Source organism: Sorangium aterium (assembly GCF_028368935.1).
Classification (GTDB): domain Bacteria; phylum Myxococcota_A; class Polyangia; order Polyangiales; family Polyangiaceae; genus Sorangium; species Sorangium atrum.
The window spans coordinates 285,272-309,694 of the sequence record NZ_JAQNDK010000001.1 but is presented as its reverse complement, the minus strand read 5'-3'; the positions used below and the strand labels follow the sequence as shown (position 1 = coordinate 309,694).

The window sequence follows — 24,423 nt, the reverse complement described above, 5'->3', positions numbered from 1 at the left end:
CCAGGCTTCAGCGCCCCGTGCGCGCCGTCAGCACGGGCTCCCCATGGACACGAGCGCTCCCTCCTACACGGTCACCGGAACCCTTCACGAGGGCCAACGCGTCAGCCTGCTGCGCGCGGTCCGGAGCGCGGATGGCCTCCCGGTGGTCTTGAAGGTCCTCGATCCGAGGCGCAGCCGCCCGAAGGACATCGAGCACCTGAAGCACGAGTACGCGATCGGCAAGGCGCTGGACCACGAGGCCGTCGTGACGCCGCTCGCCCTCGAGACGTACGAGGGGCTGCCGGCGCTCGTCCTCGAGGATTTCGGCGGTGAGCCGCTCGACCGCTTCATCGGCGCGCCCATGAAGGACGAGCGGTTCCTCGACCTCGCGGTCCGCATCGCGGCGTGCGTGGCGGCGATCCACGAGCAGGAGGTGATCCACAAGAATCTCAAGCCGCAGAACATCCTCGTCAACACGGCCACCGGCCAGGTGAAGCTCGCCGACTTCGGCCTCGCGTCCGGCCTCTCCCGCGAGCAGCCGCCGACAGGGCCTCCGCGGCTCATCGAGGGGTCGTTGCCGTACCTGTCTCCGGAGCAGACGGGGCGAATGAACCGGGCGATCGACAGCCGCGCCGACCTGTACGCGCTCGGCGTCACCTTTTACGAGATGCTCACCGGACGCCTGCCCTTCGAGGCGCGGGACCCGCTGGAGTGGGTGCACTGCCATGTAGCCCGCGCCCCGCCGCCGCCCTCGGCGCTCGTGCCAGAGCTGCCCGAGGTGCTCTCGGCGCTCGTGCTGAAGCTCCTGGCCAAGATGGCGGAGGATCGTTACCAGACCGCCCGCGGCCTCAAGCACGACCTCGAGCGGTGCGCGGCGCAGCGCCGAGCGATCGGCAGGAGCGAGCCGTTCCCGCTGGCCGAGCGCGATGTCTCCGGCCGCTTCCAGATCCCTCAGAAGCTCTACGGTCGCGAGGACGACGCGGCCATCCTGCTGCGCGCGTTCGACCGCCTGGTGGCCACGGGATCCCCCGAGCTCGTCCTGGTCTCCGGCTATTCCGGCATCGGCAAGTCGACGCTGGTCCATGAGCTCTACAGGCCGATCGTCCGAGAACGAGCGCTCTTCCTCTCGGGGAAATTCGACCAATACAAGCGCGATATCCCTTACGCCACGCTCGTCCAGGCGTTCCGGGAGCTCGTGCTCGAGATCCTCGCCGAGGCGGAGGACCGGATCGCGGCATGGCGGCAGTGGTTGCTCGGCGCGCTCGGGAGCAACGGACAGCTCATCGTGGACGTCATCCCCCAGATCGAGCTCATCATCGGCCGGCAACCGCCGGTCCCCGAGCTCCCGCCGGCCGAGGCGCAGCACCGGTTCCGCGTCGTGTTCCGACACTTCATCGGGGTGTTCGCCCGGCAGGAGCACCCGCTCGCGCTCTTCCTCGACGATCTCCAGTGGACCGATTCGGCGAGCCTCGAGCTCCTTCGCGATTTGGTGACGCACCCCGAGACACGCCATCTCCTCGTCATCGGCGCGTTTCGCGACAACGAGGTGACCTCCTCGCACCCGCTCATGCTGGCGCTCGACCACGTGCGGAACGAGGGCACGCGCATCTCGGCCATCGTGCTTGGCCCGCTCTCCCGCGAGGACCTCGCCGCGCTCGTCAGCGACGCGCTGCACTGCCGCCGCGAGGACGCCGCGCCGCTCTCCCGCCTCATTCACGAGAAGACGGGCGGGAATCCCTTCTTCGCCATCCAGTTCCTCACCGAGCTCCACGAAGAGCGGCTGATCGAGTTCGACGAGGGTGCCGAGGCCTTCCGGTGGGACGTGGCGAGGATCCGCGGAAAGGGCTTCACCGACAACGTCATCGACCTGATGGTCGGCAAGCTCGTGCGGCTCTCTCCGCGCACCCAGAGAGCGCTGAAGCAGCTCGCCTGTCTGGGAAACACCGCGGAGGTCGCCCTGCTGACGATAGTCCACGGCGGCTCGGAGGAGGACGTGCACGCGGATCTCCGGGACGCAGCGCGCGAGGGGCTCGCCTTCCGTCTGGACGGCACGTACAAGTTCCTCCACGATCGGGTGCAGGAGGCGGCCTATTCGCTCATCCCTGAAGGCGAGCGGGCGGCGGCGCACCTCGGAATAGGCAGGCTGCTCGCGTCCCGGACGCCGCCGGAGGAGCTCGAGGAGAAGATCTTCGAGATCGTCAACCAGCTCAACCGGGGGGCCGCGCTGCTCACGTCGCGCGAGGAGCGGGAGCGGGCGGCTGAGCTCAATCTCATCGCGGGCAAGCGCGCGAAGGGGTCGACGGCCTACGCGTCGGCGCTGAAGTACCTCGCCGCGGGCGCGGCGTTCCTGGAAGAGGACAGCTGGGACCGGCGGTACGATCTCGCCTTCGCGCTCGCGCTCCACCGGGCCGCGTGCGAATTTCTGACTGGCGAGCTCGGGGCGGCGGAGGAGCGGCTCTCGGAGCTCGCGCGCCGCGCCCGGAGCACCGTCGACGTCGCCGCCGTCACGTTCGCGCGTGTGGATCTCTACACGACGCTGGATCGAAGCGAGCTCGCCGTCGAGATCTGCCTCGAGTACCTGCGGCGCATTGGCGTCGACTGGTCGCCGCACCCGACGGACGAGGAGGTCCGGCAAGAATACGAGCGGATGTGGCAAAAGCTCGGGAGCCGCCCGCTCGAGGAGATCCTCGACTTGCCCCCGATGACCGATCCGGACTGCCGCGCAACCATCGACGTCCTCACGTCGTGCGACGCGGCGGCATTGTTCACCGACGAGAACCTGCTCTGCCTCATGAACGCTCGCGTGGTGAACCTCAGCCTCGAGCGTGGCAACAGCGACGGATCGTGCCTCGCCTACGTTCGGGTCGGGACGAGCCTCGGGCCACGCTTCGGCGACTACCGCGCGGGGTTTCACTTCGGCAAGCTCGGCTTCGACCTCGCGGAGAAGGGCGGGCTGCTCCGCTTCAAGGCCCGCGTCGACCTGGTCTTTTGGTACGTGATCAATCCCTGGACGAGACACATGCGCACCGGCGTCGGGCCCTTGCGACGCTCCTTTTATGCGGCGGCGGAGACCGGCGATCTCACGTATTCGTCCTGTATACGCACGGCCTTGGTCGCGCTCCTCCTTGCCGAGGGAGATCCGCTCGGCGAAGTGCAGCGAGAAGCCGAGAGGGGGCTCGAATTCACGCGGAAGGCGAGGTTCGGTCTCTCCATGGACACCATCACCACGCTGCTGCAGCTCACCCGGATGCTCAGAGGCCAGACGCTGGCTTTCGGCTCGTTCGACGACGACCACTTCGACGAGCGCCGGTTCGAACGGCGCCTCGAGGACGATCCGCGCCTCGCGTATGCCCGGTGCTTGTATTGGATCCGCAAGGTGCAAGCGCACTTTCACGCGGGCGATCACGCTTCTGCCATCGAGTCCGCGGCGAGAGCGCAGAGGGTTCTCTGGATGATGCCGTCGTTTCTCGATGTCGCCGAGTACCATTTCTATGGTGCGCTCGCGCGGGCGGGCCGCCATGACGCTGCACCTGCCGATGAGCGGCCCTCGCACCTCGTCGAGCTCGTCGTCCACCACCGGCAGCTCGAGGTCTGGGCTTCGAGCTGCCCCGAAAACTTCGGCGCCTGCGCCGCGCTGGTCAGCGCCGAGATCGCGCGCATCGGCGAGGAATGGGACAAGGCGGCGCAGCTGTACGAGCAGGCGATCCGCTCTGCGCGCGAGAGCGGCTTCGTCCACAACGAGGCGCTGGGCTACGAGATCGCGTCGAGGTTTTACCGGATGCGGGGGTTCGATCTGATCGCGGACACGTACCTGCGCGAGGCCCGCGCCTGCTACGCTCGCTGGGGGGCGGACGGCAAGGTCAAGCAGATCGACCAGCAGAATCCGCGCCTCTGGGACGCGAGGCTGCTCGCCCAGGCCGCCTCCTTCGCGGCGCGGTCCGAGGAGCTCGACCTGCTCTCGGTGCTCAAGGCATCGCAGACCATTTCAAGCGAGATCGTCCTCGAGAAGCTCCTGCGCACGCTGCTCACGTTCGTCCTCGAGCAGGGGGGCGCGCAGCGAGCTTGCCTCATTCTGTGTCAGGACGGGCGCCTCTCCATCGAAGCGGAGGCGACGCTCGATGAGAACGAGAGCGGGGGGACGACGATCCACCTCGCGCCTTTGCCGGGGGAGTCTTCATGGCAGCGGGTCCCCCTATCGCTCGTTCATTATGTGCAGCGGACGAAGGAGAGCGTGATCCTGCACGACGCGGTGGCTGATGCGGGCAAGTTCTCCGGCGACGACTACGTCGCACGGCGTCGGTCCAAATCACTCCTCTGTGTGCCCATCCTGAGGCGGTCCGAGGTGGCGGGCCTGCTCTACCTCGAGAACAACCTCCTCGCCGGCGCGTTCACGCCGGATCGGCTCACCGCCCTCTCGCTCCTCGCCACACAGGCAGCCGTCTCCCTGGAGAACGCTCGGCTCCTCGCTAAGGAGCAGTCCGCGCGGACCGTGGCCGAGTCGGCGGAGCGGCGCGCGGCCTTCCTGGCCGAGGCAGGCGAGATCCTCTCTGCGTCTCTCGATTGCGGAGAGACGCTGTCGCGCGTCGCGCGGCTGTCGGTGCAGACGCTCTGCGACTGGTGCGCCATCGACGCCCTGGAAGGTGGGGCGGTCCGGCGGCTGTCATGGGCGCACAGGGACCCGTCGAAGGAGCCGCTTATCGAGGAGCTGGAGCGGCGGTATCCCTCTCGCTGGGAATCGCGTCGCCCTGCATCCAGGGTCCTCCGGCTCGGCGAGCCGCTCCTGCTCCCCGAGCTCTCCGAAGAGGTCCTCCGGCAGTACTGCGAGGACGGCGGTCACGAGAGGCTTATGCGCGAGCTCGGGACGCACAGCGTCATCGTCGTGCCGCTGCTGGCGCGTGGACAGCCGATCGGGGCGCTGACCGTTGTCTCGTCCGCGCCGGAGATCCGCTACGGGGATGCTGATCTCGCGCTGGTGCAGGAGGTGGCGCGCCGGGCCGCGATAGCGATCGACAACGCGCGGCTCTACGGCGCTGCCCAGGAGGCCGTCCGCGTTCGGGACGAGTTCCTGACGGTGGCGACGCACGAGCTCAACACGCCGATGACGTCGCTCACGCTCACGCTCGAGGCCATGGATCGGGCGCTCCGCTCGTGCCGTCCCTTGGACCCACAGGCCATGGGCCGGCAGGTCGACCGCGCACTGCGGCAGGCGGCGCGCCTGGCCCGCCTGAACAGCGAGCTGCTCGACGTCTCGCGGATCAACGCGGCTCGGCTGAGGCTCGATGTGGTGGAGGTCGATCTCGGGGAGGTCGTCCGCGACGCGCTCGCGCGGTTCAAGCTGGATCTGGCGCGCGCCGGGTGTGCGGTCTCACTGCGCGAGCGCGGCCGGGTCGTGGGCCTCTGGGATGGTTCCCGCGTGGACCAGATCGTCTCGAACCTGCTCGCCAATGCGATCAAGTTCGGGGCGGGTAAGCCTGTGGAGATCGCCATCGGCGAGGAGGCGGGGGCGGCGCGTCTCTCGGTCCGGGATCACGGGATCGGGATCGACCCGGCGCGTCAGGCGCAGATCTTCGAGCGGTTCGAGCGCGCGGTGTCGGACAGGCACTACGGCGGGCTGGGGCTCGGCCTGTATATCAGCCGCCGGATCGCGGAGGCGCACGGCGGGTCGATCCGCGTCGAGAGCGCGCTCGGCGCCGGGGCGACGTTCATCGTCGAGCTGCCGCGGAACGGACCGCCGCGCGGGGCCGAGTCGAGCTGCCCGCCCGGCTGAGCGGTGCGGGCATGCACGTGAGCCCGGGGATCCCTGCTCGCCGCGCCTGCGAGGTGCGCCGCGGAACTGCCGGGCCTCAGCCGTGGTATCTATCGATAGGGGGGCCTCGGGTGGCACGATGGCGGGAGACTGTGGCAGGGAATGCGGTGCCCGGCCTGCGCCGTGTGCTCGCGCCGGCCGTGCGGCTGCGCCGCCTCGGCGAGGCGCGCGGGCTCGACCGTTCCGGCGTCGACAGCTCTCGTGTCCCACGGACGCGCCGGGCGCCAGCGCTCCGTGGCGTGTCTTCCCCATGGCGGTGAGCCCGGCCTCCCCCTACGCGATCACCGAGACCCTCCACGAGGGCCAAACGACCCGCCTGCTCCGCGCCGTCCGGAGCGCCGATGGCTGCCCGGTGATCCTGAAGGTCCTCGACCCGAGGCGCAGCCGCCCGAAGGACATCGAGCGCCTGAAGCACGAGTATGCGATCGGCAAGGCGCTGAGCCACGAGGCCATCGTGGCGCCGCTCGCCCTCGAGACGTACGAGGGGCTGCCGGCGCTCGTCGTCGAGGATTTCGGCGGTGAGTCGCTCGACCGCTTGCTCGGCGCCCCGATGAAGGTCGATCGGTTCCTCGAGCTCGCGGTCCGTATCGTGGCCGGCGTGGCGGAGCTCCACCAGCGGGACGTCATCCACAAGGATCTCAAGCCCCAGAACATCCTCGTCAACGCAGCTACCGGGCAGGTCAAGCTCACCGACTTCGGCCTCGCGTCCCGCCTCTCCCGCGAGCAGTCGCCGGCAGGGCCTCCCCGGCTCATCGAGGGCTCCTTGCCGTACCTGGCTCCGGAGCAGACGGGGCGGATGAACCGGGCGATCGACAGCCGCACCGATCTCTACGCGCTCGGCGTGACGTTCTACGAGATGCTCACCGGGCGACTGCCGTTCGAGGCACGGGACCCGCTCGAGTGGGTGCACTGTCACGTCGCCCGCGTCCCGCCGCCGCCCTCCGTGCTCGTTCCGGAGCTCCCTGGGGTGCTCTCGGCGCTCGTCCTGAAGCTCCTGGCGAAGATGGCGGAGGATCGCTATCAGACCGCGCGCGGCCTCAAGCACGACCTCGATCGGTGCCTTTCGGCGTGGCGAGCCACCGGCCGGATCGAGCCGTTCCCCTTGGTCGAGCACGACGTCTCCGATCGCTTCGAGATCCCTCAGAAGCTCTATGGCCGCGAGGAGGACGTGGCCGCGCTGCTGCGCGCGTTCGGGCGCGTGATGGGCACGGGCGCATCCGAGCTCGTCCTGGTCTCAGGCTATGCGGGCATCGGCAAGTCGGCGCTGGTCCACGAGCTGTACAAGCCGATCGTCCGGGAGCGAGCGGTCTTTCTTTCGGGGAAGTTCGAACAATACAAGCGCGACATCCCGTACTTCACGCTCGTCCAGGCCTTCAGGGAGCTCGTGCTGGAGATCCTCGCCGAGGACGAGGACGGGGTCGCGGCCATCCGGCAGCGGTTGCTCGGCGCCCTCGGGATCAACGGACAGCTCATCGTAGAGGTTATCCCTCAGCTCGAGCTCGTCATCGGCCGGCAACCGCCGGTTCCTGAGCTCCCGCTGGCGGAGGCGCAGAACCGGTTCCGCATCGTATTCCTGCACTTCATCGGGGTGTTCGCCCGGAAGGACCACCCCCTCGCGCTCTTCCTCGACGATCTTCAGTGGACCGATGCTGCGAGCCTCGGGCTCCTTCATGATCTGGTGACGCACCCCGAAACGCGATTTCTCCTCGTCATCGGCGCGTACCGCGACAACGAGGTGACGCCCTCGCATCCGCTCCTGCGAGCGCTCGACCAGGCGCGGAAGGAGGGGGCGCGCATCACGGACATCGTGCTCGGCTCGCTCTCCCGGGACCACCTCGCCGCGCTCGTCAGCGACGCGCTTCGCTGCCGCCGCGAGGACGCCGCGCCGCTCTCGAACCTCGTTTACGAGAAGACGGCTGGCAACCCGTTCTTCGCGATCCAGTTCCTCTCCGCGCTGCACGAAGAGCGGCTGATCGAGTTCGACGAGCGTGCCGAGGCCTTCCGGTGGGACGTGGCGAAGATCCGCGAGAAGGGGTTCACCGACAACGTGGTCGACCTGATGGTCGGCAAGCTCGCGCGGCTCCTCCGGCGCACCCAGGGAGCGCTGACGCAGCTCGCCTGTCTGGGAGGCATCGTGGAGGTCACTCTCCTGACGATCGTTCAGGGCGGCTCGGAGCAGGACGTGCACACGGATCTTTGGGACGCAGTTCATGAGGGGCTCGTCTTTCGCTTGAACGGCACGTACAAGTTCCTCCACGACCGCGTCCAGGAGGCGGCTTATTCGCTCATCTCCGAAGGCGAGCGGGCGGCAGTGCATCTCGGGATCGGCCGGCTGCTCGCGTCGCATATGCCGCCCGAAGAGCTCGAGGAGAAGATCTTCGAAATCGTGAACCAGCTCAACCGCGGCGCGGGGCTCATCACGTCGCGGCGCGAGCGAGAACGGGTCGCCGAGCTCAACCTCGTCGCGGGCAAGCGCGCCAAGGGGTCGACCGCCTACGCCTCGGCGCTGGCGTACCTCGCCGCCGGCGCGGCGCTCCTCACCGAGGACAGCTGGTCGCTTCGTTACGAGCTCGCCTTCGCGCTCGAGCTCTACCGGGCCGAGTGCGAGTACCTGACCGGCGAGCTGCCGACAGCGGAGGAGCGGCTGGCCATGCTCTCGCGCCGTGCCCGGAACGTCGTCGACTTCGCCGCCGTCACGTGCGTGCGCATGGCGCTTTACACGACCCTGGATCAGAGCGACCGCAGCGTGGAGGCGTGCCTCGAGTACCTACGGCGCGTCGGCGTCGCGTGGCCGGCGCACCCGTCGGACGCGGAACTCCAGCAGGAATACGAGCGGATGTGGCGAAAGGTCGGGAGCCGCCCGCTCGAGGCGCTCCTCGATTTGCCCACGATGACCGACCCGGACTGCCGCGCGACCATGGACGTCCTCTCGTCGTGCGATGTGCCGGCCTTGTTCTCCGACAAGAACCTGCTGAGCCTCCTCGTCGCTCGCATGGTGAACCTCAGCCTCGAGCATGGCAACTGCGACGCATCATGCCTCGCCTACGTCCGGCTCGGCTCGCTCCTCGGATCGCACTTCGGCGATTATCAGGCGGGGTTTCGCTTCGGCAAGCTCGGCCTCGATCTGATGGAGAAGCGCGCGATACTCCGCTTCAAGGCCCGCGTCTATTTTGTCTTCTGGTACACCATCAACCCCTGGACGAGGCACGTGCGCACCTGCCTCGATCCATTACGACGCGGCTTTCGCGCGGCGCAGGAGACCGGCGATCTCACGTATTCGTCCTATCTGTCCGCCGTCTTGGTGACGCTCCTCCTCACGGAGGGAGATCCGCTCGGCGAGGTGCAGCGAGAGGCCGAGGTAGCCCTCGAGTTCACGCGGAAGGCGAAGTTCGGCCTCGTCGTCGATCTCATCACCGGACAGCTCGGGTTCATCCGGACGCTCCGGGGGCTCTTGCCGGTCCTCGGCTCCTTCAACGATGACGACTTCGACGAGGGCCGGTTCGAGCGGCGCCTCGAGCGAGATCCGCGCCTCTCGATCGCCGCGGGCTGGTACTGGCTCCACAAGCTGCAAGCGCATTGCTACGGGGGTGATTACGCCTCTGCCCTCGAGGCCGGGGCGAAGGCGCAGCGGCTCCTCCGGACGTCGCCGGTGTTCCTCGCGCTCACCGAATACCATTTCTACAGCGCGCTCGCGCGGGCGGCGCGCCACGACGCGGCACCCCCATCCGCCGACGAGCGGTCGCAGCACCTCACGGCGCTCGTCGCCCACCACCATCAGCTCCAGATCTGGGCCTCGAGCTGCCCGGAGAACTTCCGCAATCGCGCGGCGCTGGTCGGCGCCGAGATTGCGCGCATCGGCAGCGAATGGGACAAGGCGGAGCATCTGTACGAGCAGGCCATCCGCTCGGCGCGCGAAAGCGGTTTTGTCCACAACGAGGCGCTTGCCCACGAGATCGCGTCGAGGTTTTACCGGACGCGAGGGTTCAACCTCATTGCCGACACGTACCTCCGCGAGGCCCGCGCCTGTTACGACCGCTGGGGGGCGGACGGCAAGGTCAAGCAGATCGACCAGCAACATCCGCGCCTCTGGGAGAAGACGCCGCTCGCCCCAACCGCTTCCTTCGCGGTGCGGTCCGAGCAGCTCGACCTGCTCTCGGTGACCAAGGCATCGCAGACCCTGTCGAGCGAGCTCGTCCTCGACAAGCTGCTCCGCACGCTGCTCGCAGTCGTCCTCGAGCAGGGCGGGGCGCAGAGGGTTTGCCTCCTCCTGTACAAGGACGGGCGCCTCTCCATCGAGGCGGAGGCCACCCTCGAAGAGAGAGGGGCGGCGATGACCCTCCTCCCGCCGAAGGCGGAGGATGGCTCGCGGCGCGTCCCCATGTCGCTCGTCCGCTACGTTCAGCGGACGAAGGAGCGTGTCATCCTGAGCGACGCCGCCGCGGACGCGGGCAAGTTCTCCGGCGACGGCTACTTCGCTCGATACAGGCCCAAGTCGCTGCTCTGCGCGCCCATCCTGAGGCAGGGCGAGGTGGTGGGCCTGCTCTACCTCGAGAACAACCTCGTCGAGGGCGCGTTCACGCCGGAGCGGCTGACCGCCCTCTCGCTGCTCGCCACACAAGCAGCGATCTCCCTGGAGAACGCGCGGCTGCTCGCAAACGAGCAGGCCGCGCGGACCGCGGCCGAGGCGTCGGAGCGCCGCGCGGCCTTCCTGGCCGAGGCCGGGGACATCCTCTCCGGGTCGCTCGATTACGCCGAGACGTTGTCGCGTGTCGCGCAGCTCTCGGTACGATCGCTCTGCGACTGGTGCGTGATCGACCTGGTGGAAGGCGGAGAGATCCGGCGAATCTCATGGGCACACAGGGACCCTGCGAAGGAGTCGTTGTTGGAGGAGCTAGAGCGGCGGTATCCTCCTGGCCGGGTTTCGCCCCGCCCGGCGGCCAGGATCCTGCGGAGCGGCGAGCCACTCCTGGTCCCCGAAGTCTCCGAGGCAATCCTCCGGGAATACTGCGAGGACGACGGGAAGGCCAGGCTCATCCGCGAGCTCGGGATCCACGGCTTCATCACCGTACCGCTCGTGGCGCGGGGACAGGCGATCGGGGCGCTGAGCATTATCTCGTCCGTGCCGGAGCGCCGCTACGGGGATGCCGATCTCGAGCTCGTGCAAGAAGTGGCGCGCCGGGCGGCGATCGCGATCGACAATGCGCGGCTCTACCGCGCCGCCCAGGAGGCCATCCGCGCGCGGGACGAGTTCCTCACCGTGGCGACGCACGAGCTCAACACGCCGATGACGTCGCTCACGCTCTCGCTCGAGGCCATGGATCGGACCATCCGATCGGGTCGAACTTCGGATCCGCAGGCCATGGGCAGGCAGATCGACCGCGCGCTGCGGCAGGCGGCGCGCTTGACCCGACTGAACAGCGAGCTGCTCGACGTCTCGCGGATCAACGCGGCTCGGCTGAGGCTCGATGTGGTGGAGGTCGATCTCGGGGAGGTCGTCCGCGACGCGCTCGCGCGGTTCAAGCTGGATCTGGCGCGCGCCGGGTGTGCGGTCTCGCTGCGCGAGCGCGGCCGGGTCGTGGGCCTCTGGGATGGTTCCCGCGTGGACCAGATCGTCTCGAACCTTCTCGCCAACGCGATCAAGTTCGGGGCGGGCAAGCCCGTGGAGATCTCCATCGGCGGGGAGGCCGGGACGGCGCGGCTCTCGGTGCGGGATCACGGGATCGGGATCGACCCGGCGCACCAGGCGCAGATCTTCGAGCGGTTCGAGCGAGCGGTGTCCGACAGGCACTACGGCGGGCTGGGGCTCGGCCTGTACATCAGCCGCCGGATCGCGGAGGCGCACGGCGGCTCGATCCGTGTCCAGAGCGCGCTCGGCGCCGGGGCGACGTTCATCGTCGAGCTGCCGCGGACCGGGCCGCCGCCCGGGGCAGCGCCGCGCGCCCTGCCGGGCTAGCGGCGCTGCCAGGCGCGCTCACGCCGGCTCGTCGCGCTCCGGATCGATGTGCACGAGCACCTGCGCGTCGGGCTCGATGGCGAGGATGGCGTCGCGCGCGCGGTCGCCGGTCGCGTGCGCGCGCGCGAGGGGGAGGTCGCCCGAGAGTTCGATGTGCACCTCGACGAACAGCGTGCGCCCGGCGATCCGCGTACGGAGCGCGTGGTGGCCGAGGAGCTCGCCGCGCTCGCGCATGGCGTCGAGCGCGGCCGCGATGGCGCCGACGCGCTCCTCCGGGGCGCTCGTGTCGATGAGGTCGCGCACGCCGAGCCGGAGGAGGGTCCCCGCGGACGTGAGGATGTAGACGGCGACCGCGACCGAGAGGACGCCGTCGATGCGGGAGAAGCCCGTCGCGTACGTGACGGCGACGCCGGCGAAGACCGCGAGGTTCGCGGCGATGTCGGTGCGGTAGTGGACGGCGTCGGCCTGGATGGCGCTCGAGCCGGTGCGCGCGGCGACGCGGCCGAGGTAAGCCACGAGCGCCGCGGTGACGAGCGCGGCGGCCGCCATCGTGCCGAGCGTGACGGCGGCGAGGCGGAGCGGCTCGGGCGAGAGCAGCCGCCGGATCCCCTCGATGAGCAGGTAGACCCCCGAGCCGCCGATGAGCAGGCCCTGGCCGGCGGTCGCGAGCGTCTCGATCTTCGCGTGGCCGAACGGGTGCGAGCGGTCGGGCGCGGCGTGCGCCAGCTGGATGGCGAGGGCGTTCGCAGAGGAGGCGAAGAGATCCGTGAGCGAGTCGACGGCGCTCGCGGTCACGGCCATCGACTGTCCGAGCTGGCCGGCGAGGAGCTTGCCGAGGGCGAGGCCGCCGGCGGTCAGCGCCGCGATGCGCCCGGCCCGCAGCGCGGCGCGGGCGCGGTCGGCAGGGTCGAGGCGGCGGTCGGCGGAGACAGGGGCGCCGGGGTCGACGACGGCGCGGCCGGCGGGCGCAACGCCGGGGTCGGGGCGGGTGGCGGGGTCGGGGCGGGCGGCGGGGTCGGGGCGGGCGGCGCGGGCGGCAGGACGTGGTCCGCTCATGGCCGGGAGGCTACCTCGCGACGCCCTTGCCCGTCATGCCGCCTGGAGCAGGTCCTGCTCAACCTCCTGTCGGTCTCGACCTCGGGCTCTAGTTCGCCAACGCGGAGGCCTGATGCCCTGAACCGCAGGTCTCTGATCAACGACGGGACGGCCCTGGCCGAGATGGCGGAGCACGAGCTGCTGAACGAGCTCTTCGGCTGCCTCGCTCATGGGCTGTCTCACAAGGACACCGGCGGCTCGCGCGCCCGGGACCCGAAGACGCTTGCGACGGAGAGGTCGCGCTCGATAGGTATATCCAGACGCTCCCTGCGGCGCTCCGGGGGACCTGGGTGGCAGGGGGGCGGGGGAGCTCCGATGACAAAGACACTCAAGAGGCCCATCGAGACCCGGACCGGCATCCGCGTCGTGCACGACGGCGACGTCGTGGAGACCTTCAACGTCGTTGGCGAGCGCATCCACCGCATCGAGAAGCCTGGCCGCATCCCCGGGGTCTTCGTGGCGCGCTGGTATGGCACGCCGCTCGACGAGGAGATGAAGGAGATCATCGGCGGTCATTTCTACGATGTTTTCCTGGAGTGCGGGGGCCCGCTGTGCCTCATCGACATACGCGACTGCAAGTCGAGCTGGGACGGCATCAACGACTGGCAGCGAGACGAGATCATGCCGAAGGCCTACGCGGCCGGGCTGAAGCGGGTCGCGACGCTCCTGCCCAGGGAGGCCGCGCCGGGCGCGGAGCAGGTCGTCGAGAACCACGAGTTCGCCGCCAGCCGGTTCGCGGAGGACGATGCGCACATCGCCGCGTTCTTCTCCGAGGAGGAGGCGCTGGCCTGGCTGCGCAGGGCCCACCCGCCGGGGGCGGCGTGAGGGCGGAGCCCGCGAGCGAGGCATCGGCATGACCGAGCGCGACACGCCGGGGGAGGGCGCGGCGCTCGAGGCGTTGCGGGGCGTGCTCGACGCGATCCGCGACGGCGTCCTCGTCTACAGCGGAACGGGCGATGTCGCGTTCGCGAACGCGCGGATCCGGGAGCTGCTCGGGGACGGCCTCGCCGGGCCGGAGGCGCTGGCGATCCGCGGGGGGGCGCTGGCGAGCGGGCACCCGCTCGAGCCGCTCGGGCGGGCGTGGCCGGACGTGCTCGGCGGCGCGCGCAAGCGGTTCACCTGCCGCGCCGCGCGCGAGGACGGCCGCGCGGTCGACCTCGAGGTGCTCGCGCGCAAGGTGAGCGCCGCGGGCGAGGAGCTGATCCTCGTCGAGCTGCGCGACGTGACGCGAGAGAAGCAGGCCGAGCGGGCGCTCCTCGAAAGCAAGCGGCAGGCGGAGAGCGCGGTCCTCGTGCGCACCGAGGAGCTGCAGAGGAAGCTGCGCCTCGTCGAGGAGCAGGAGCGGGCGCTGCTCGAGCTCTCCACGCCGGTGATCCAGGTCTGGGAAGGCGTGCTCGTCCTGCCGCTCGTGGGCACCATCGACCACCGGCGATCGTCGCTCATCCTGGAGAGCCTGCTCGGCAGCGTCGTGGAGACCGCGTCCGACCGCGTGATCCTCGACGTGACGGGCGTGTCGGTCGCGGACGAGGTCGTCTCGGGCTACCTGCTCAAGGCCGTCCGGGCGGCGCGGCTGCTCGGCGCGGCGTGCTCGTTCGTGGGCATCTCGCCGGCCATGGCGCAGGCGCTCACGCGGCTCGGGCTCGACTGGTCGGGCGTGGAGACCTTCCGGGACCTGCGGGCGGGCCTGAAGGCCGCGATCGCCGTCCGGCAGCGTGCCCCGGCTGCAGCGAAGCCCGCCTGATCGCCGCGTCGCGAGAGCATGGAGGTCCCCGCACGTCGGGGCCCGCGACGTGCACCACGGAACTGCCGGGCCTGACCCGTGGTACCTATCGATAGAGGGGGTGCTGGGGTGACACGATCGTGGGAGGCCGTGACAGAGAATGCGGTCCCCGGTGGGCGCCGTGCGCTCACGCCGGTCGTATGGCTGCGTCGTCTCGGCAGGGCGCGCGGACTCGAGCGCTCCGGCGTCGGCGGCAGCCCCCAGGGGCCGCCAGGCCGCCGGGCGCCAGCGCCGCTCCACGGAGCGCCTCCCCCATGGGGATGAGCGCCGCCTCGCCATACACGATCATCGAGACCCTCCACGAGGGCCTGAGGACCAGGCTGCTCCGTGCGGTCCGGAGCTCCGATGGCCGCTCGGTGATCTTGAAGATCATCGACGCGAGGCGCAGCCGCCCGCAGGACGTCGAGCGCCTGAAGAACGAGTACGCGATCGGCAAGACGCTGAATCACGAGGCCATCGTGACGCCGCTCGCCCTCGAGACGTATGAGGGGCTGCCAGCGCTCGTCATGGAGGATTTCGGCGGCGAGTCGCTCGATCACTTCATCGGCGCGCCGATGCAGACCGAGCGGTTCCTCGACCTGGCGGTCCGTATCGTGGCCGGCGTGGCGGAGCTCCACGCGCGGGGCATCCTTCACAAGGATCTCAAGCCCCAGAACATCCTCGTGAACGCGGCCACCGGCCAGGTCAAGCTCACCGACTTCGGCCTCGCGTCCCGCCTCTCCCGCGAGCAGCCGCCGGCGGGGCCTCCGCGGCTCATCGAGGGCTCGTTGCCGTACCTGTCTCCGGAGCAGACAGGGCGCATGAATCGCGCGATCGACAGCCGCGCCGACCTCTATGCGCTCGGCGTGACCTTCTACGAGATGCTCACGGGGCGCCTGCCCTTCGAGGCGCGCGACCCACTCGAGTGGGTGCACTGCCATGTCGCCCGCGAGCCGCAGCCGCCCTCCGCGTTCGTCCCCGAGTTGCCCGAGATCCTCTCCGCGATCGTCCTGAAGCTCCTCGCCAAGATGGCGGAGGATCGCTACCAGACCGCGAGCAGCCTGCTGCATGACCTCGAGCGGTGCCAGGCGGAGCTCCGGGCCACCGGCAGGATCGATCCGTTCCCCCTGGCCGAGCGCGACGTCTCCGGCTGCTTCCAGATCCCTCAGAAGCTCTATGGCCGCGAGGACGAGGTCGCCGCGCTGCTGTCCGCGTTCGATCGCGTGGTCGGCACGGGAGCCCCGGAGATCGTCATGGTCTCTGGTTATTCCGGGATCGGCAAGAGCGCGCTGGTGAGCGAGCTGTACAAGCCGATCGTCCGCGAGCGGGGATTCTTCATCTCGGGGAAGTTCGACCAGCACAAGCGCGATATCCCGTACGCGACGCTCGTCCAGGCCTTCCGGGAGCTGGTGCTCGAGCTCCTTGCCGAGAGCGAGGAGCGGCTCGCGGTCGTCCGGGAGCGGCTGCTCGCCGCCCTCGGGGTCAACGGACAGCTCATCGTGGACGTGATCCCGCAGGTCGAGCTCGTCATCGGGCGGCAGCCGCCGGTCGCCGCGCTGCCGCCGACCGAGGCGCAGAGCCGGTTCCGCGTCGTGTTCCGGCGATTCATCGGGGTATTCACCCGGAAGGCGCACCCCCTCGCGCTCTTTCTCGACGATCTCCAGTGGGCCGATCCCGCGAGCCTCGGGCTCCTCGAAGATCTGATGACGCACCCCGAGACGCGGTGTCTGCTCGTCATCGGCGCCTACCGCGACAACGAGGTGACCCGCTCCCACCCGCTGATGCTGGCGCTCGATCGGATGCGGAAGGGGGGCGCGAGCGTCCGGGAGATCGTGCTTGGCCCGCTCTCGCGCGAGCACCTCGCCGCGCTCGTCAGCGACACGCTGCACTGCCGCCGCGAGGACGCCGCGCCGCTCTCGGACCTCGTCCACGAGAGGACGGGCGGCAACCCCTTCTTCGCGATCCAGTTTCTCATGGCGCTCCACGAGGAGCGCCTGATCGAGTTCGACGTCTACGCAGAGGCCTGGCGGTGGGACGTCACGAAGATCCGCGCCAAGGGCTTCACCGACAACGTGGTGGCCCTGATGGTCGGGAAGCTCATGCGGCTCCCGGCCAGCACCCAGGAAGGAGTGAAGCAGCTCGCCTGTCTGGGACACGCCGCAAAGATCGCGCTCCTGGCGATGGTCCATGGCCGCTCGGAGGGGGTGTTGCACGCGGCCCTCTGGGAGGCCGTCCGCGCAGGGCTCGTCGTCCGCACGGACGGCGCGTACAGCTTTCTCCACGACCGCGTCCAGGAGGCGGCCTATTCGCTCATCCCCGAGGACGAGCGGGCGGCGATGCACCTCGGGATCGGCCGTCTGCTCTCATCGCGGACGCCGCCCGAGGAGATCGAGGAAACGATCTTCGAGATCGTGAATCAGCTCAACCGCGGCGCCTCGCTGATCACGGCACCGGAGGAGCGCGAGCGCGTGGCCGAGCTCAACCTCGTCGCGGGCGAGCGCGCCAGGAGAGCCACGGCGTACGCCTCGGCGCTGAGCTATCTCACGGTCGCCGCCGAGCTCCTCGGAGGTGAAGGCTGGGACACGCGGTACGAGCTCGCCTTCGCGATCGAGCTCCACCTGGCCGAGTGCGAGACCGTCACCGGCGCCCCGGCGGCGGAGGAGCGGCTCTCCGCGCTCTGGCGCCGCGCGCGGGACCTCGTCGACGCGGCCGCCGTCGCGCGCGCTCGTGTCGAGCTCTTCACGACCCTCACCTGGAGCGACCGCGCCGTCGGCGCGTGCCTTGAATACCTCCGGCGCGTCGGCGTCGCGTGGTCGCCGCACCCGACGGACGAGGAGGTCCAGCGGGAGTTCGAGCGGCTAGGGGAGCGGCTCGGGAGCCGCTCGATCGAGGAGCTCATCGATCTGCCCCCGATGACCGATGCGGTCTCGCGGGCGACCGTGGACGTCCTCACGTCGACCATCCCGCCGGCGCTCTTCACCGACGCCAATCTGCTCGCCCTCATCCTGGGTCGCGCCGTGAACCTCAGCATCGAGCACGGAAACAGCGACGCCTCGTCCTTCGCCTACGTCTACCTCAGCACGTGCCTCGGCCCGCGCTTCGGCGACTACCAGGCGGCGTACCGCTTCGGCAAGCTGGGCTTCGATCTGGTGGAGAAGCACGGATTGCTCCGCTTCAAGGCCCGCGTCTACGCGACCTTCGCGTTCATGGTCCTGCCCTGGACGAGGCACCTGCGCGCCAGCATCGAGCTCATGCGGCGCGCCCGCGACGTGGCGCAGGAGACAGGCGACCTCGCGTATGTGGCCTATACCGGAAGCTCCCTGGTCTCGCTCCTGCTCTCGGGCGGCGATCTGCTCGACGAAGCGCAGCGCGAAGCCGAGAGAGAGCTCGAGTTCGCGCGGAGGGCGAGGTTCCATCTCATCGTCGACATCTATACGGGAAACCGCCGGCTCATCAGGGCGCTCCGGGGCCTCTCGCCGGACTTCTCCACCTTCAACGACGCGGAGTTCGACGAGGGCCGGTTCGAGCGGCACCTCATGAGCGATCCCGCGCTGACGGTCGCCGCCTGCTGGTACTGGATCCGCAAGCTGCAAGGGCGCTTCTACGCGGCGGACCACGCCTCCGCCGTCGAGGCAGCCTCGCAGGCAGAGCGGCTCCTCGGGTCGTCGGCGTCGTTCTTCGAGGCGGCGGAGTACCATTTCTATGGAGCGCTCGCGCGGGCAGCCCACCACGACGCGGCGACCGCCGACGAGCGCTGCCGGCACTGGGATGCCATCATCGCCCACCACCAGCAGCTCCAGCGCTGGGCGATGAGCTGTCCCGAGAACTTCGGGAACCGCGCGGCGCTGGTCGCCGCCGAGATCGCGCGAATCGAGGACCGGCACCTCGACGCCGAGCGCCTCTACGAAGAGGCCATCCACCTGGCGCGCGCCAGCGGCTTCGTCCACAACGAGGCGGTCGCCTGCGAGGTCGCGTCTCGGTTCTACCGAGCACGGGGGCTCGACAGGTTCGCCGACACCTACCTGGGCGACGCGCGGACCTGCTACGCCCGCTGGGGCGCCGACGGCAAGGTGGCGCAGCTCGACAGGGAGAATCCGCACCTCCGAGAGCCGAGGCCCACCCCGTTCACCGCCACCTTCGCGGCTCGGCCCGAGCAGCTCGACCTGCTCTCGGTGACCAAGGCCTCGCAGGCCATCTCGGGCGAGATCTTCCTCGACAGGCTCCTTCGCACGCTGCTCGAGGTCGTGCTCGAGCAGGGCGGCGCGCAGAGGGCCTGCATCGTCCTGAGTCAGGACGGAAGGCCCTCGATCGAAGCGGAGGCCGCGCTCGAGGAGGGAGGGGCGGTGATGAGCACCCTCGAGCCGGGGCCGGTGGATTCCTCGCGGCGCCTCCCCTCGTCGGTGGTCGACTACGTGTGGCGGACGGAGGAGCGCGTCATCCTGCACGACGCGACCGCCGATGCGGGCAGGTTCTCCGGCGACGTCTACTTCGCGCGGAATCGGCCCAGATCGCTCCTCTGCATGCCCATCCTGAGGCGAGCCGAGGTGGTGGGCCTGCTCTTCCTCGAGAACAACCTCCTCGCCGGCGCGTTCACGCAGGAGAGGCTCACCGTCCTCTCGCTCCTCGCCTCGCAGGCGGCGATTTCCCTGGAGAACGCGCGGCTCCTCTCGAAGGAGCAGTCTGCCCGGACCGCGGCGGAGACGGCCGTGCGGCGCGCGGCGTTCCTGGCCGAGGCCGGGGAGATCCTTTCCGGGTCGCTCGATTACGGGGAGACGCTGTCGCGGCTCGCGCGGCTGTCGGTGCGATCGCTCTGCGACTGGTGCATCATCGATGTCGTCGACAGTGGAGAGGCCCGGCCCGCGGCCTCGGCTCACAGAGATCCTGCGAAGCAGCTTTTGCTCGCGGAGCTACGACGGCGATACCCTCCTGGCCGGGATTCGCCCCACCGGGCGGCCCGCGTCCTCGGGGACTGCGAGCCGCTCCTGCTCCCCGAGATCTCCGACGAGCTCCTCCGCAGATACGCCGAGGACGACGGGCACGAAAGGCTCCTCCGCGAGCTCGGGACGCATAGCTCCATCACCGTGCCGCTCGTGACGCGGGGACAGCCGCTCGGGGTGCTGAACGTCGTCTCGTCCGTACCGGGGCGCCGCTACGGGGAGGCAGATCTCGAGCTCGTGCAGGAAGTTGCGCGCCGGGCGGCGATGGCGATCGACAATTCGCGGCTCTACCGTGCCGCCCAGGAGGCCGTCCGGATGCGGGACGAGTTCCTGACGGTGGCGACGCACGAGCTCAACACGCCGATGACGTCGCTCACGCTCACGCTCGAGGCGATGGATAGGGCCATCCGGTCGGGTCGGATCTGGGATCCGCAGGCCATGGGCAGGCAGGTCGACCGCGCGCTGCGGCAGGGAGCGCGCCTGACCCGCCTGAACAGCGAGCTCCTCGATGTCTCGCAGATCGACGCGGCTCGGCTGAGGCTCAGCGTCGCCGAGGTCGACCTCCGGGAGGTCGCCCGCGACGTGCTCGCGCGGTTTAGGCAGGATCTGGAGCGCGCCGGGTGCTCGGCCTCGCTCCGGGACGGCGGCCGGATCGTGGGCCGCTGGGATCGCTCTCGCGTCGATCAAATCGTGACGAACCTGCTCGCCAATGCGATCAAGTTCGGCGCAGGCAAGCCCATCGAGGTCGTCCTCGGCGAGGAGGCCGGAATGGCGTGGCTCTCGGTCAGGGATCAGGGGATCGGCGTCGATCCGGCGCGCCAGGAGTGCATCTTCGAGCGCTTCGAGCGCGCCGTGTCCAACCGGCACTACGGCGGGCTGGGGCTCGGCCTCTACATCAGCCGCAGGATCGCGGAGGCGCACGGCGGCTCGATCCGCGTCCAGAGCGCGCCCGGCGCCGGCGCCATGTTCATCGTCGAGCTGCCGCGCGCCGGGCCGCCGCGCACGGTCGATCCGAGCGCTCTGCCGAGCTGAGCGCCGCCGGCGGGGGGCGGGCGCCGCGAGCCGCCTCGATCCGGCGGCGCCGGACTACGCGACGGCGCGGTCCAGGTGGGCAGGCGCCCCGGCCCGCGACGGGCGGAGCTCGACCTTCACCCACCCGGCGTCTCGCCGATCGAAGGCCTTGTAGGCGTCGATCGCCGATTCCAGGGGCGCTTTCTTGGTGAGGATCGCGGTGGGCTCCACCTGCCCCGTCTGCACGAGGTCCACGAGCTTCGGGATGTACTTCCTGTGATTGCAGTTGCCCATCTGGAGGGTGAGGTTCTTGTTCATGGCCTCTCCGATGGGGAACGTGCGCGACGTCTGCGGATAGACGCCGATGACGGCGATGGTCCCCGCCTTGGCCACGCACCGGACGGCCCACTGCAGCACCTGCGACGGCCCGTCGCCGGCGCGGAAGGCGTCGCCCGTGGTCCGCGCGTCGGGGGCGATCTGCTTGACCTCGAGGTCGAACGCCTTGGCCTGCTGCTTCGCCTCCTTGTGGGCGGGGCCTTCGTGCGGGCGCTCGGCGTCGACGCCCACGGCGTCGATCGCCCGGTCCACGCCGATGCCGCCGGTGAGGCGCAGGATGGCCTCGATCGGGTCCTCGGCGGAGAAGTCGACGGTCTCGGCGCCCTGCTCGCGCGCCATCTCGAGGCGGTCGGGCACGCGATCGACCGCGATGATGCGCCCCGCGCCCATGAGCTTGGCGCTCGCGATCGTGAACAGGCCGACAGGGCCGCAGCCGAAGATCGCGACCGTGTCGCCGGGCTTGATCTCGGCGAGCTCGGCGCCGAAGTACGCCGTCGGGAAGATGTCGGAGAGCAGAATGGCCTGGTCGTCGCTGACGCCGTTCGGCAGCTTGACGAGGCCGACGCCGGCGAACGGGATGCGCGCGAGCTCGGCCTGCAGCCCGTTGAACGGGCCCGATGCGGCGGGGCCGCCGAAGAACGCCGTGCCCGCGTGCTTGCCGTTCGGGTTCGCGTTGTCGCACTGCGCGTAGTACGCGGCGCGACAGTACGAGCAATAGCCGCACGCGATCGTCGAGGGCACGACGACGCGATCGCCCTTCTTCAGGTTCCGCACGTCGGCGCCGAGCTCCTCGACGACGCCGACCGCCTCGTGGCCGAGGACCGTGCCCGGCACCATCCCTGGCATCGTGCCGCGGACGAAGTGGAGATCGGTCCCGCAGATGGCGCTCGCCGTGATCCGGAGGATCGCGTCGGTCGGCTCCTTGATCTTCGGCTCCTTGACGTCGTCCATCCGGATGTCGCCGATGCCGTGAAACACTACCGCCTTCATGGGTTCTCGCTTTCTCCCTTCAGGGGGGCGGCGCGCCGGCCGGCCGAGAGGCGCAGGCCGCCGCGCTCTGCAGAGATGCGCCGAGGTTCTGGACGAGGGGTATCCGTGCCGATCCCGTGCCAGCCTGCGCGTGCAACCGCGGCGCGGAGCTTCAACAGAAGCTGCAGCAACCGAGGTGCCAGCGGGACATCGCCGGGGAGATCCGGCCCCGGCGCGCTGCTCGCAACCACGGCGCGCTGCTCCTCGGGCGGCGGGGCGAACGTGACAATCTGCCCCGTCCGGGGCCGCTCGCCGCGGGCGAGCCCCGTTATCCGGGCTCGCCGGCCTGGATAGAGGGGCTCAGCCGCAGGCGGCCCGTCCGACAGGAGGTCGAGCGAGCCGCGCCGCAGGCCGCTCCCCGTGGCCGATACGGCCGCCGGGCCGGCGTCGTGGCATCACCGCCCTTCGCGATGCCGAGCCGCCGCGCTCCCCCGCGCAGGCCCCGCGGCGTACCGCGCGAGCGCGCGCCGGACCGGGCCGCGATCGGCGCCGCCGGCGCGCACCGGATCGGCCTCGCCGACAAGCACCGACAGCGCGCGCGCCTGCGTCGTCGCCGCGGCCGCGAGGGCGCGATCGCCGTTCCGCGCGGCGAGCGCCGAGAGCCGCCGCGCGACGCCGAGCGCCGCCGGCAGGGCGCCCGCCGCCACGTACGCGGCTGCGAGCTCCTGGAGCAGCTCGCCGTCGTCGCCGCGCAGCGCCGCCGCCGCTTCCATGTCGGCGATCGCCTCCTCGCGCCGCCCCTCGCGCGACCGCAGCGCCGCCCTGGCGCGGTGGCCCTCGACGAAGGCGCTCACGTGGTCCAGCCCCACGGTATACGCGCGCTCCGCCTCGCGCGGATCGCCCGCCCGCTCGTACAGCGCGCCCAGCCCGAGGTACGCCGGGCCGTAGGTCGCGTCGAAGCGGACCGCCTCCAGGTACCGCTGCAGCGCCACGTCGGCCTCGCCGGCCGCGGCGCGGGCCTCGGCCTGGCGCGTCAGCTCGGCGGCCTGGGCCGTCGCCCAGCCGACCCCGTCCGCCCGGGCCGGCGCGGCCCCGTGGAGCAGCGCCGCGGCGAGCGAGGCGGCGGCGAGGGCGCGCGCTCGGCGGCGCGCGCCCCCCGCATCTACGCACCGCGCCGCGCACACCGGGCCGAGCGTACCGGCGCCGGGCCCGTCGAGCAAACGGACGGCTGCTCCGGAAGGCAGCCGCCCGGCGCGAGTTCGCGTAGGATGCGCGCTCATGGGTGAGGATCTGCGCTTCCCGGACGGGTTCCTGTTCGGCACTGCCGCCTCCGCCACACAGGTCGAGGGGCACTGCGCGCAGAGCGACTGGGCCGCGTTCGCGCGCGAGCCGGGGCGCGTCCGCGGCGGCGACACGCCGGACGACGCGTGCGACCAGCTGCACCGCTTCCGCGAGGACGTCGCGCTCCAGGCGCGGCTCTGTATGGGGGCGCACCGGCTCTCCATCGAGTGGGCCCGCGTCGAGCGGGAGCCGGGCGAGTTCGATCCCGCCACGTGGGACCACTACCGGGACGTGCTCGGCGCGCACCGGGAGGCCGGGATCACCCCGATGGTCACCGTCCACCACGTCACCCTGCCGCGCTGGGTCGCGCAGCGGGGCGGCCTGCTCTCGCAGGAGCTGCCGGCGCTCCTCTCGCGCTTCGCCGAGCGCGCCGTCGAGGCGCTCGGCGACCTGTGCCAGCTCTGGATCACCATCAACGAGCCCAACATGCTCGCCCTGCAGGCCCACCTGCTCGGCGTCTGGCCGCCTGCGCGAAGCTCGCCCGTCGAGGCGGTGCGCGCCCACCAGAACCTCTTCCGCGCCCACGCCGCCATGTACCGCGCTATGCACGAGGCCGCGGGCCGGCGCGGGCATTCCATCTCGGTCGGCGTGGCGCACCACCTGCGCGTCATCGAGCCCGAGCGGTTCGGGCGGCTCGCCGACCGCATGTGGGCGGCCCTCTTCGAGCGGCTGTTCAACGACGCCTTCGCGCGCGCCGTCTGCGACAGCGGCCTGCACGACTTCTTCGGCGTGAACTACTACAGCCGCGACCTTGTCCGCTTCTCGCCGGCGCACGCGCGCGCGGGGTTCCTCCGGCGGCTCGTCCCCGAGGGGGCGGAGGTCAGCGATCTCGGCTGGGAGATCTACCCCGAGGGCCTCGGCCACGTGCTCGACGCCTGGTGGCCCCGCGCCCGGGTCCCGATCTACATCACGGAGAACGGCATCGCCGACGCCGACGACGACCAGCGCCCGCGGTTCCTCGTGCGGCACCTCGCGGAGGTCGCGCGGGCCATCGAGCGCGGCGTCGACGTGCGCGGGTACATGCACTGGTCGCTGCTCGACGGCTTCGAGTGGGCCGAGGGGTACGCCCCGCGCTTCGGGCTCGTCGAGGTCGACCGCGTGACCCAGGAGCGCAGCCCGCGGCCGAGCGCCGAGCTCTACGCCCGGATCGCGCGCGCGCGCCGCATCGACGCCGACGGCCCCGGCGGCGCGCGGAGCGAGCGCGGCGCCGCGCCCGCGTGATCGACGGCACCGGAAA

At 70.6% G+C, this 24,423-nt stretch carries 9 protein-coding genes; 6 read left to right on the top strand and 3 right to left on the bottom strand.

What is annotated here, in order from left to right; genetic code table 11:
* The first annotated feature begins 43 nt into the window (after positions 1 to 43).
* Both POL72_RS00930 and POL72_RS00925 read left to right on the top strand, forming a co-directional pair.
* A complete protein-coding gene (locus POL72_RS00930) occupies positions 44 to 5,746 on the top strand; it encodes a sensor histidine kinase (protein ID WP_272092991.1) in 5,703 nt (1,900 codons plus the stop codon).
* Positions 5,747 to 6,035: 289 nt separating this feature from the next.
* On the top strand, positions 6,036 to 11,738 hold the full coding sequence (locus POL72_RS00925; protein ID WP_272092990.1) for a sensor histidine kinase: 5,703 nt from the start codon (positions 6,036 to 6,038) through the stop codon (positions 11,736 to 11,738).
* A gap of 18 nt (positions 11,739 to 11,756) precedes the next feature.
* On the opposite strand, the gene POL72_RS00920 is transcribed toward POL72_RS00925, so the two are convergent.
* Positions 11,757 to 12,794 carry a cation diffusion facilitator family transporter gene (locus POL72_RS00920; RefSeq protein ID WP_272092989.1) on the bottom strand — a complete coding sequence of 346 codons (1,038 nt, stop codon included), beginning with the start codon at positions 12,792 to 12,794 and terminating at the stop codon, positions 11,757 to 11,759.
* Between the two features lie 354 nt (positions 12,795 to 13,148).
* Between POL72_RS00920 and POL72_RS00915 the strand changes: the two genes are divergently transcribed.
* The 3 genes from POL72_RS00915 (at position 13,149) to POL72_RS00905 (ending at position 20,561) form a co-directional block, all read left to right on the top strand.
* Positions 13,149 to 13,658, top strand: coding sequence for a hypothetical protein (locus POL72_RS00915; RefSeq protein WP_272092988.1), 510 nt, complete (start codon positions 13,149 to 13,151; stop codon positions 13,656 to 13,658).
* Between the two features lie 28 nt (positions 13,659 to 13,686).
* Positions 13,687 to 14,574, top strand: coding sequence for an STAS domain-containing protein (locus POL72_RS00910; protein ID WP_272092987.1), 888 nt, complete (start codon positions 13,687 to 13,689; stop codon positions 14,572 to 14,574).
* Between the two features lie 293 nt (positions 14,575 to 14,867).
* Positions 14,868 to 20,561 carry an AAA family ATPase gene (locus POL72_RS00905; protein WP_272092986.1) on the top strand — a complete coding sequence of 1,898 codons (5,694 nt, stop codon included), beginning with the start codon at positions 14,868 to 14,870 and terminating at the stop codon, positions 20,559 to 20,561.
* 54 nt (positions 20,562 to 20,615) lie between these two features.
* Here the strand turns inward: POL72_RS00905 and POL72_RS00900 are convergent, their stop codons facing one another.
* Together POL72_RS00900 and POL72_RS00895 are read right to left on the bottom strand one after the other, a co-directional pair.
* Entirely contained in the window at positions 20,616 to 21,866 is a 1,251-nt protein-coding gene (locus POL72_RS00900) for a zinc-dependent alcohol dehydrogenase (protein ID WP_272092985.1), read from the bottom strand.
* Positions 21,867 to 22,300: 434 nt separating this feature from the next.
* Positions 22,301 to 23,065: a tetratricopeptide repeat protein gene (locus POL72_RS00895; protein WP_272092984.1), complete on the bottom strand. Its 765-nt coding sequence runs from the start codon at positions 23,063 to 23,065 to the stop codon at positions 22,301 to 22,303.
* A 58-nt stretch (positions 23,066 to 23,123) separates the two neighbouring features.
* Here POL72_RS00895 and POL72_RS00890 point away from each other — a divergent pair, with 58 nt between their 5' ends.
* On the top strand, positions 23,124 to 24,407 hold the full coding sequence (locus POL72_RS00890; protein WP_272092983.1) for a glycoside hydrolase family 1 protein: 1,284 nt from the start codon (positions 23,124 to 23,126) through the stop codon (positions 24,405 to 24,407).
* Positions 24,408 to 24,423 lie beyond the last annotated feature (16 nt).

Bases quoted from the DNA above. Each gene is read 5' to 3' on its own strand.
- POL72_RS00925 (WP_272092990.1), top strand. From the start codon at position 6,036: ATGGCGGTGAGCCCGGCCTCCCCCTACGCGATCACCGAGACCCTCCAC.
- POL72_RS00920 (WP_272092989.1), bottom strand. From the start codon at position 12,794: ATGAGCGGACCACGTCCTGCCGCCCGCGCCGCCCGCCCCGACCCCGCC.
- POL72_RS00910 (WP_272092987.1), top strand. From the start codon at position 13,687: ATGACCGAGCGCGACACGCCGGGGGAGGGCGCGGCGCTCGAGGCGTTG.
- POL72_RS00915 (WP_272092988.1), top strand. From the start codon at position 13,149: ATGACAAAGACACTCAAGAGGCCCATCGAGACCCGGACCGGCATCCGC.
- POL72_RS00890 (WP_272092983.1), top strand. From the start codon at position 23,124: ATGGGTGAGGATCTGCGCTTCCCGGACGGGTTCCTGTTCGGCACTGCC.
- POL72_RS00930 (WP_272092991.1), top strand. From the start codon at position 44: ATGGACACGAGCGCTCCCTCCTACACGGTCACCGGAACCCTTCACGAG.
- POL72_RS00905 (WP_272092986.1), top strand. From the start codon at position 14,868: ATGGGGATGAGCGCCGCCTCGCCATACACGATCATCGAGACCCTCCAC.
- POL72_RS00900 (WP_272092985.1), bottom strand. From the start codon at position 21,866: ATGAAGGCGGTAGTGTTTCACGGCATCGGCGACATCCGGATGGACGAC.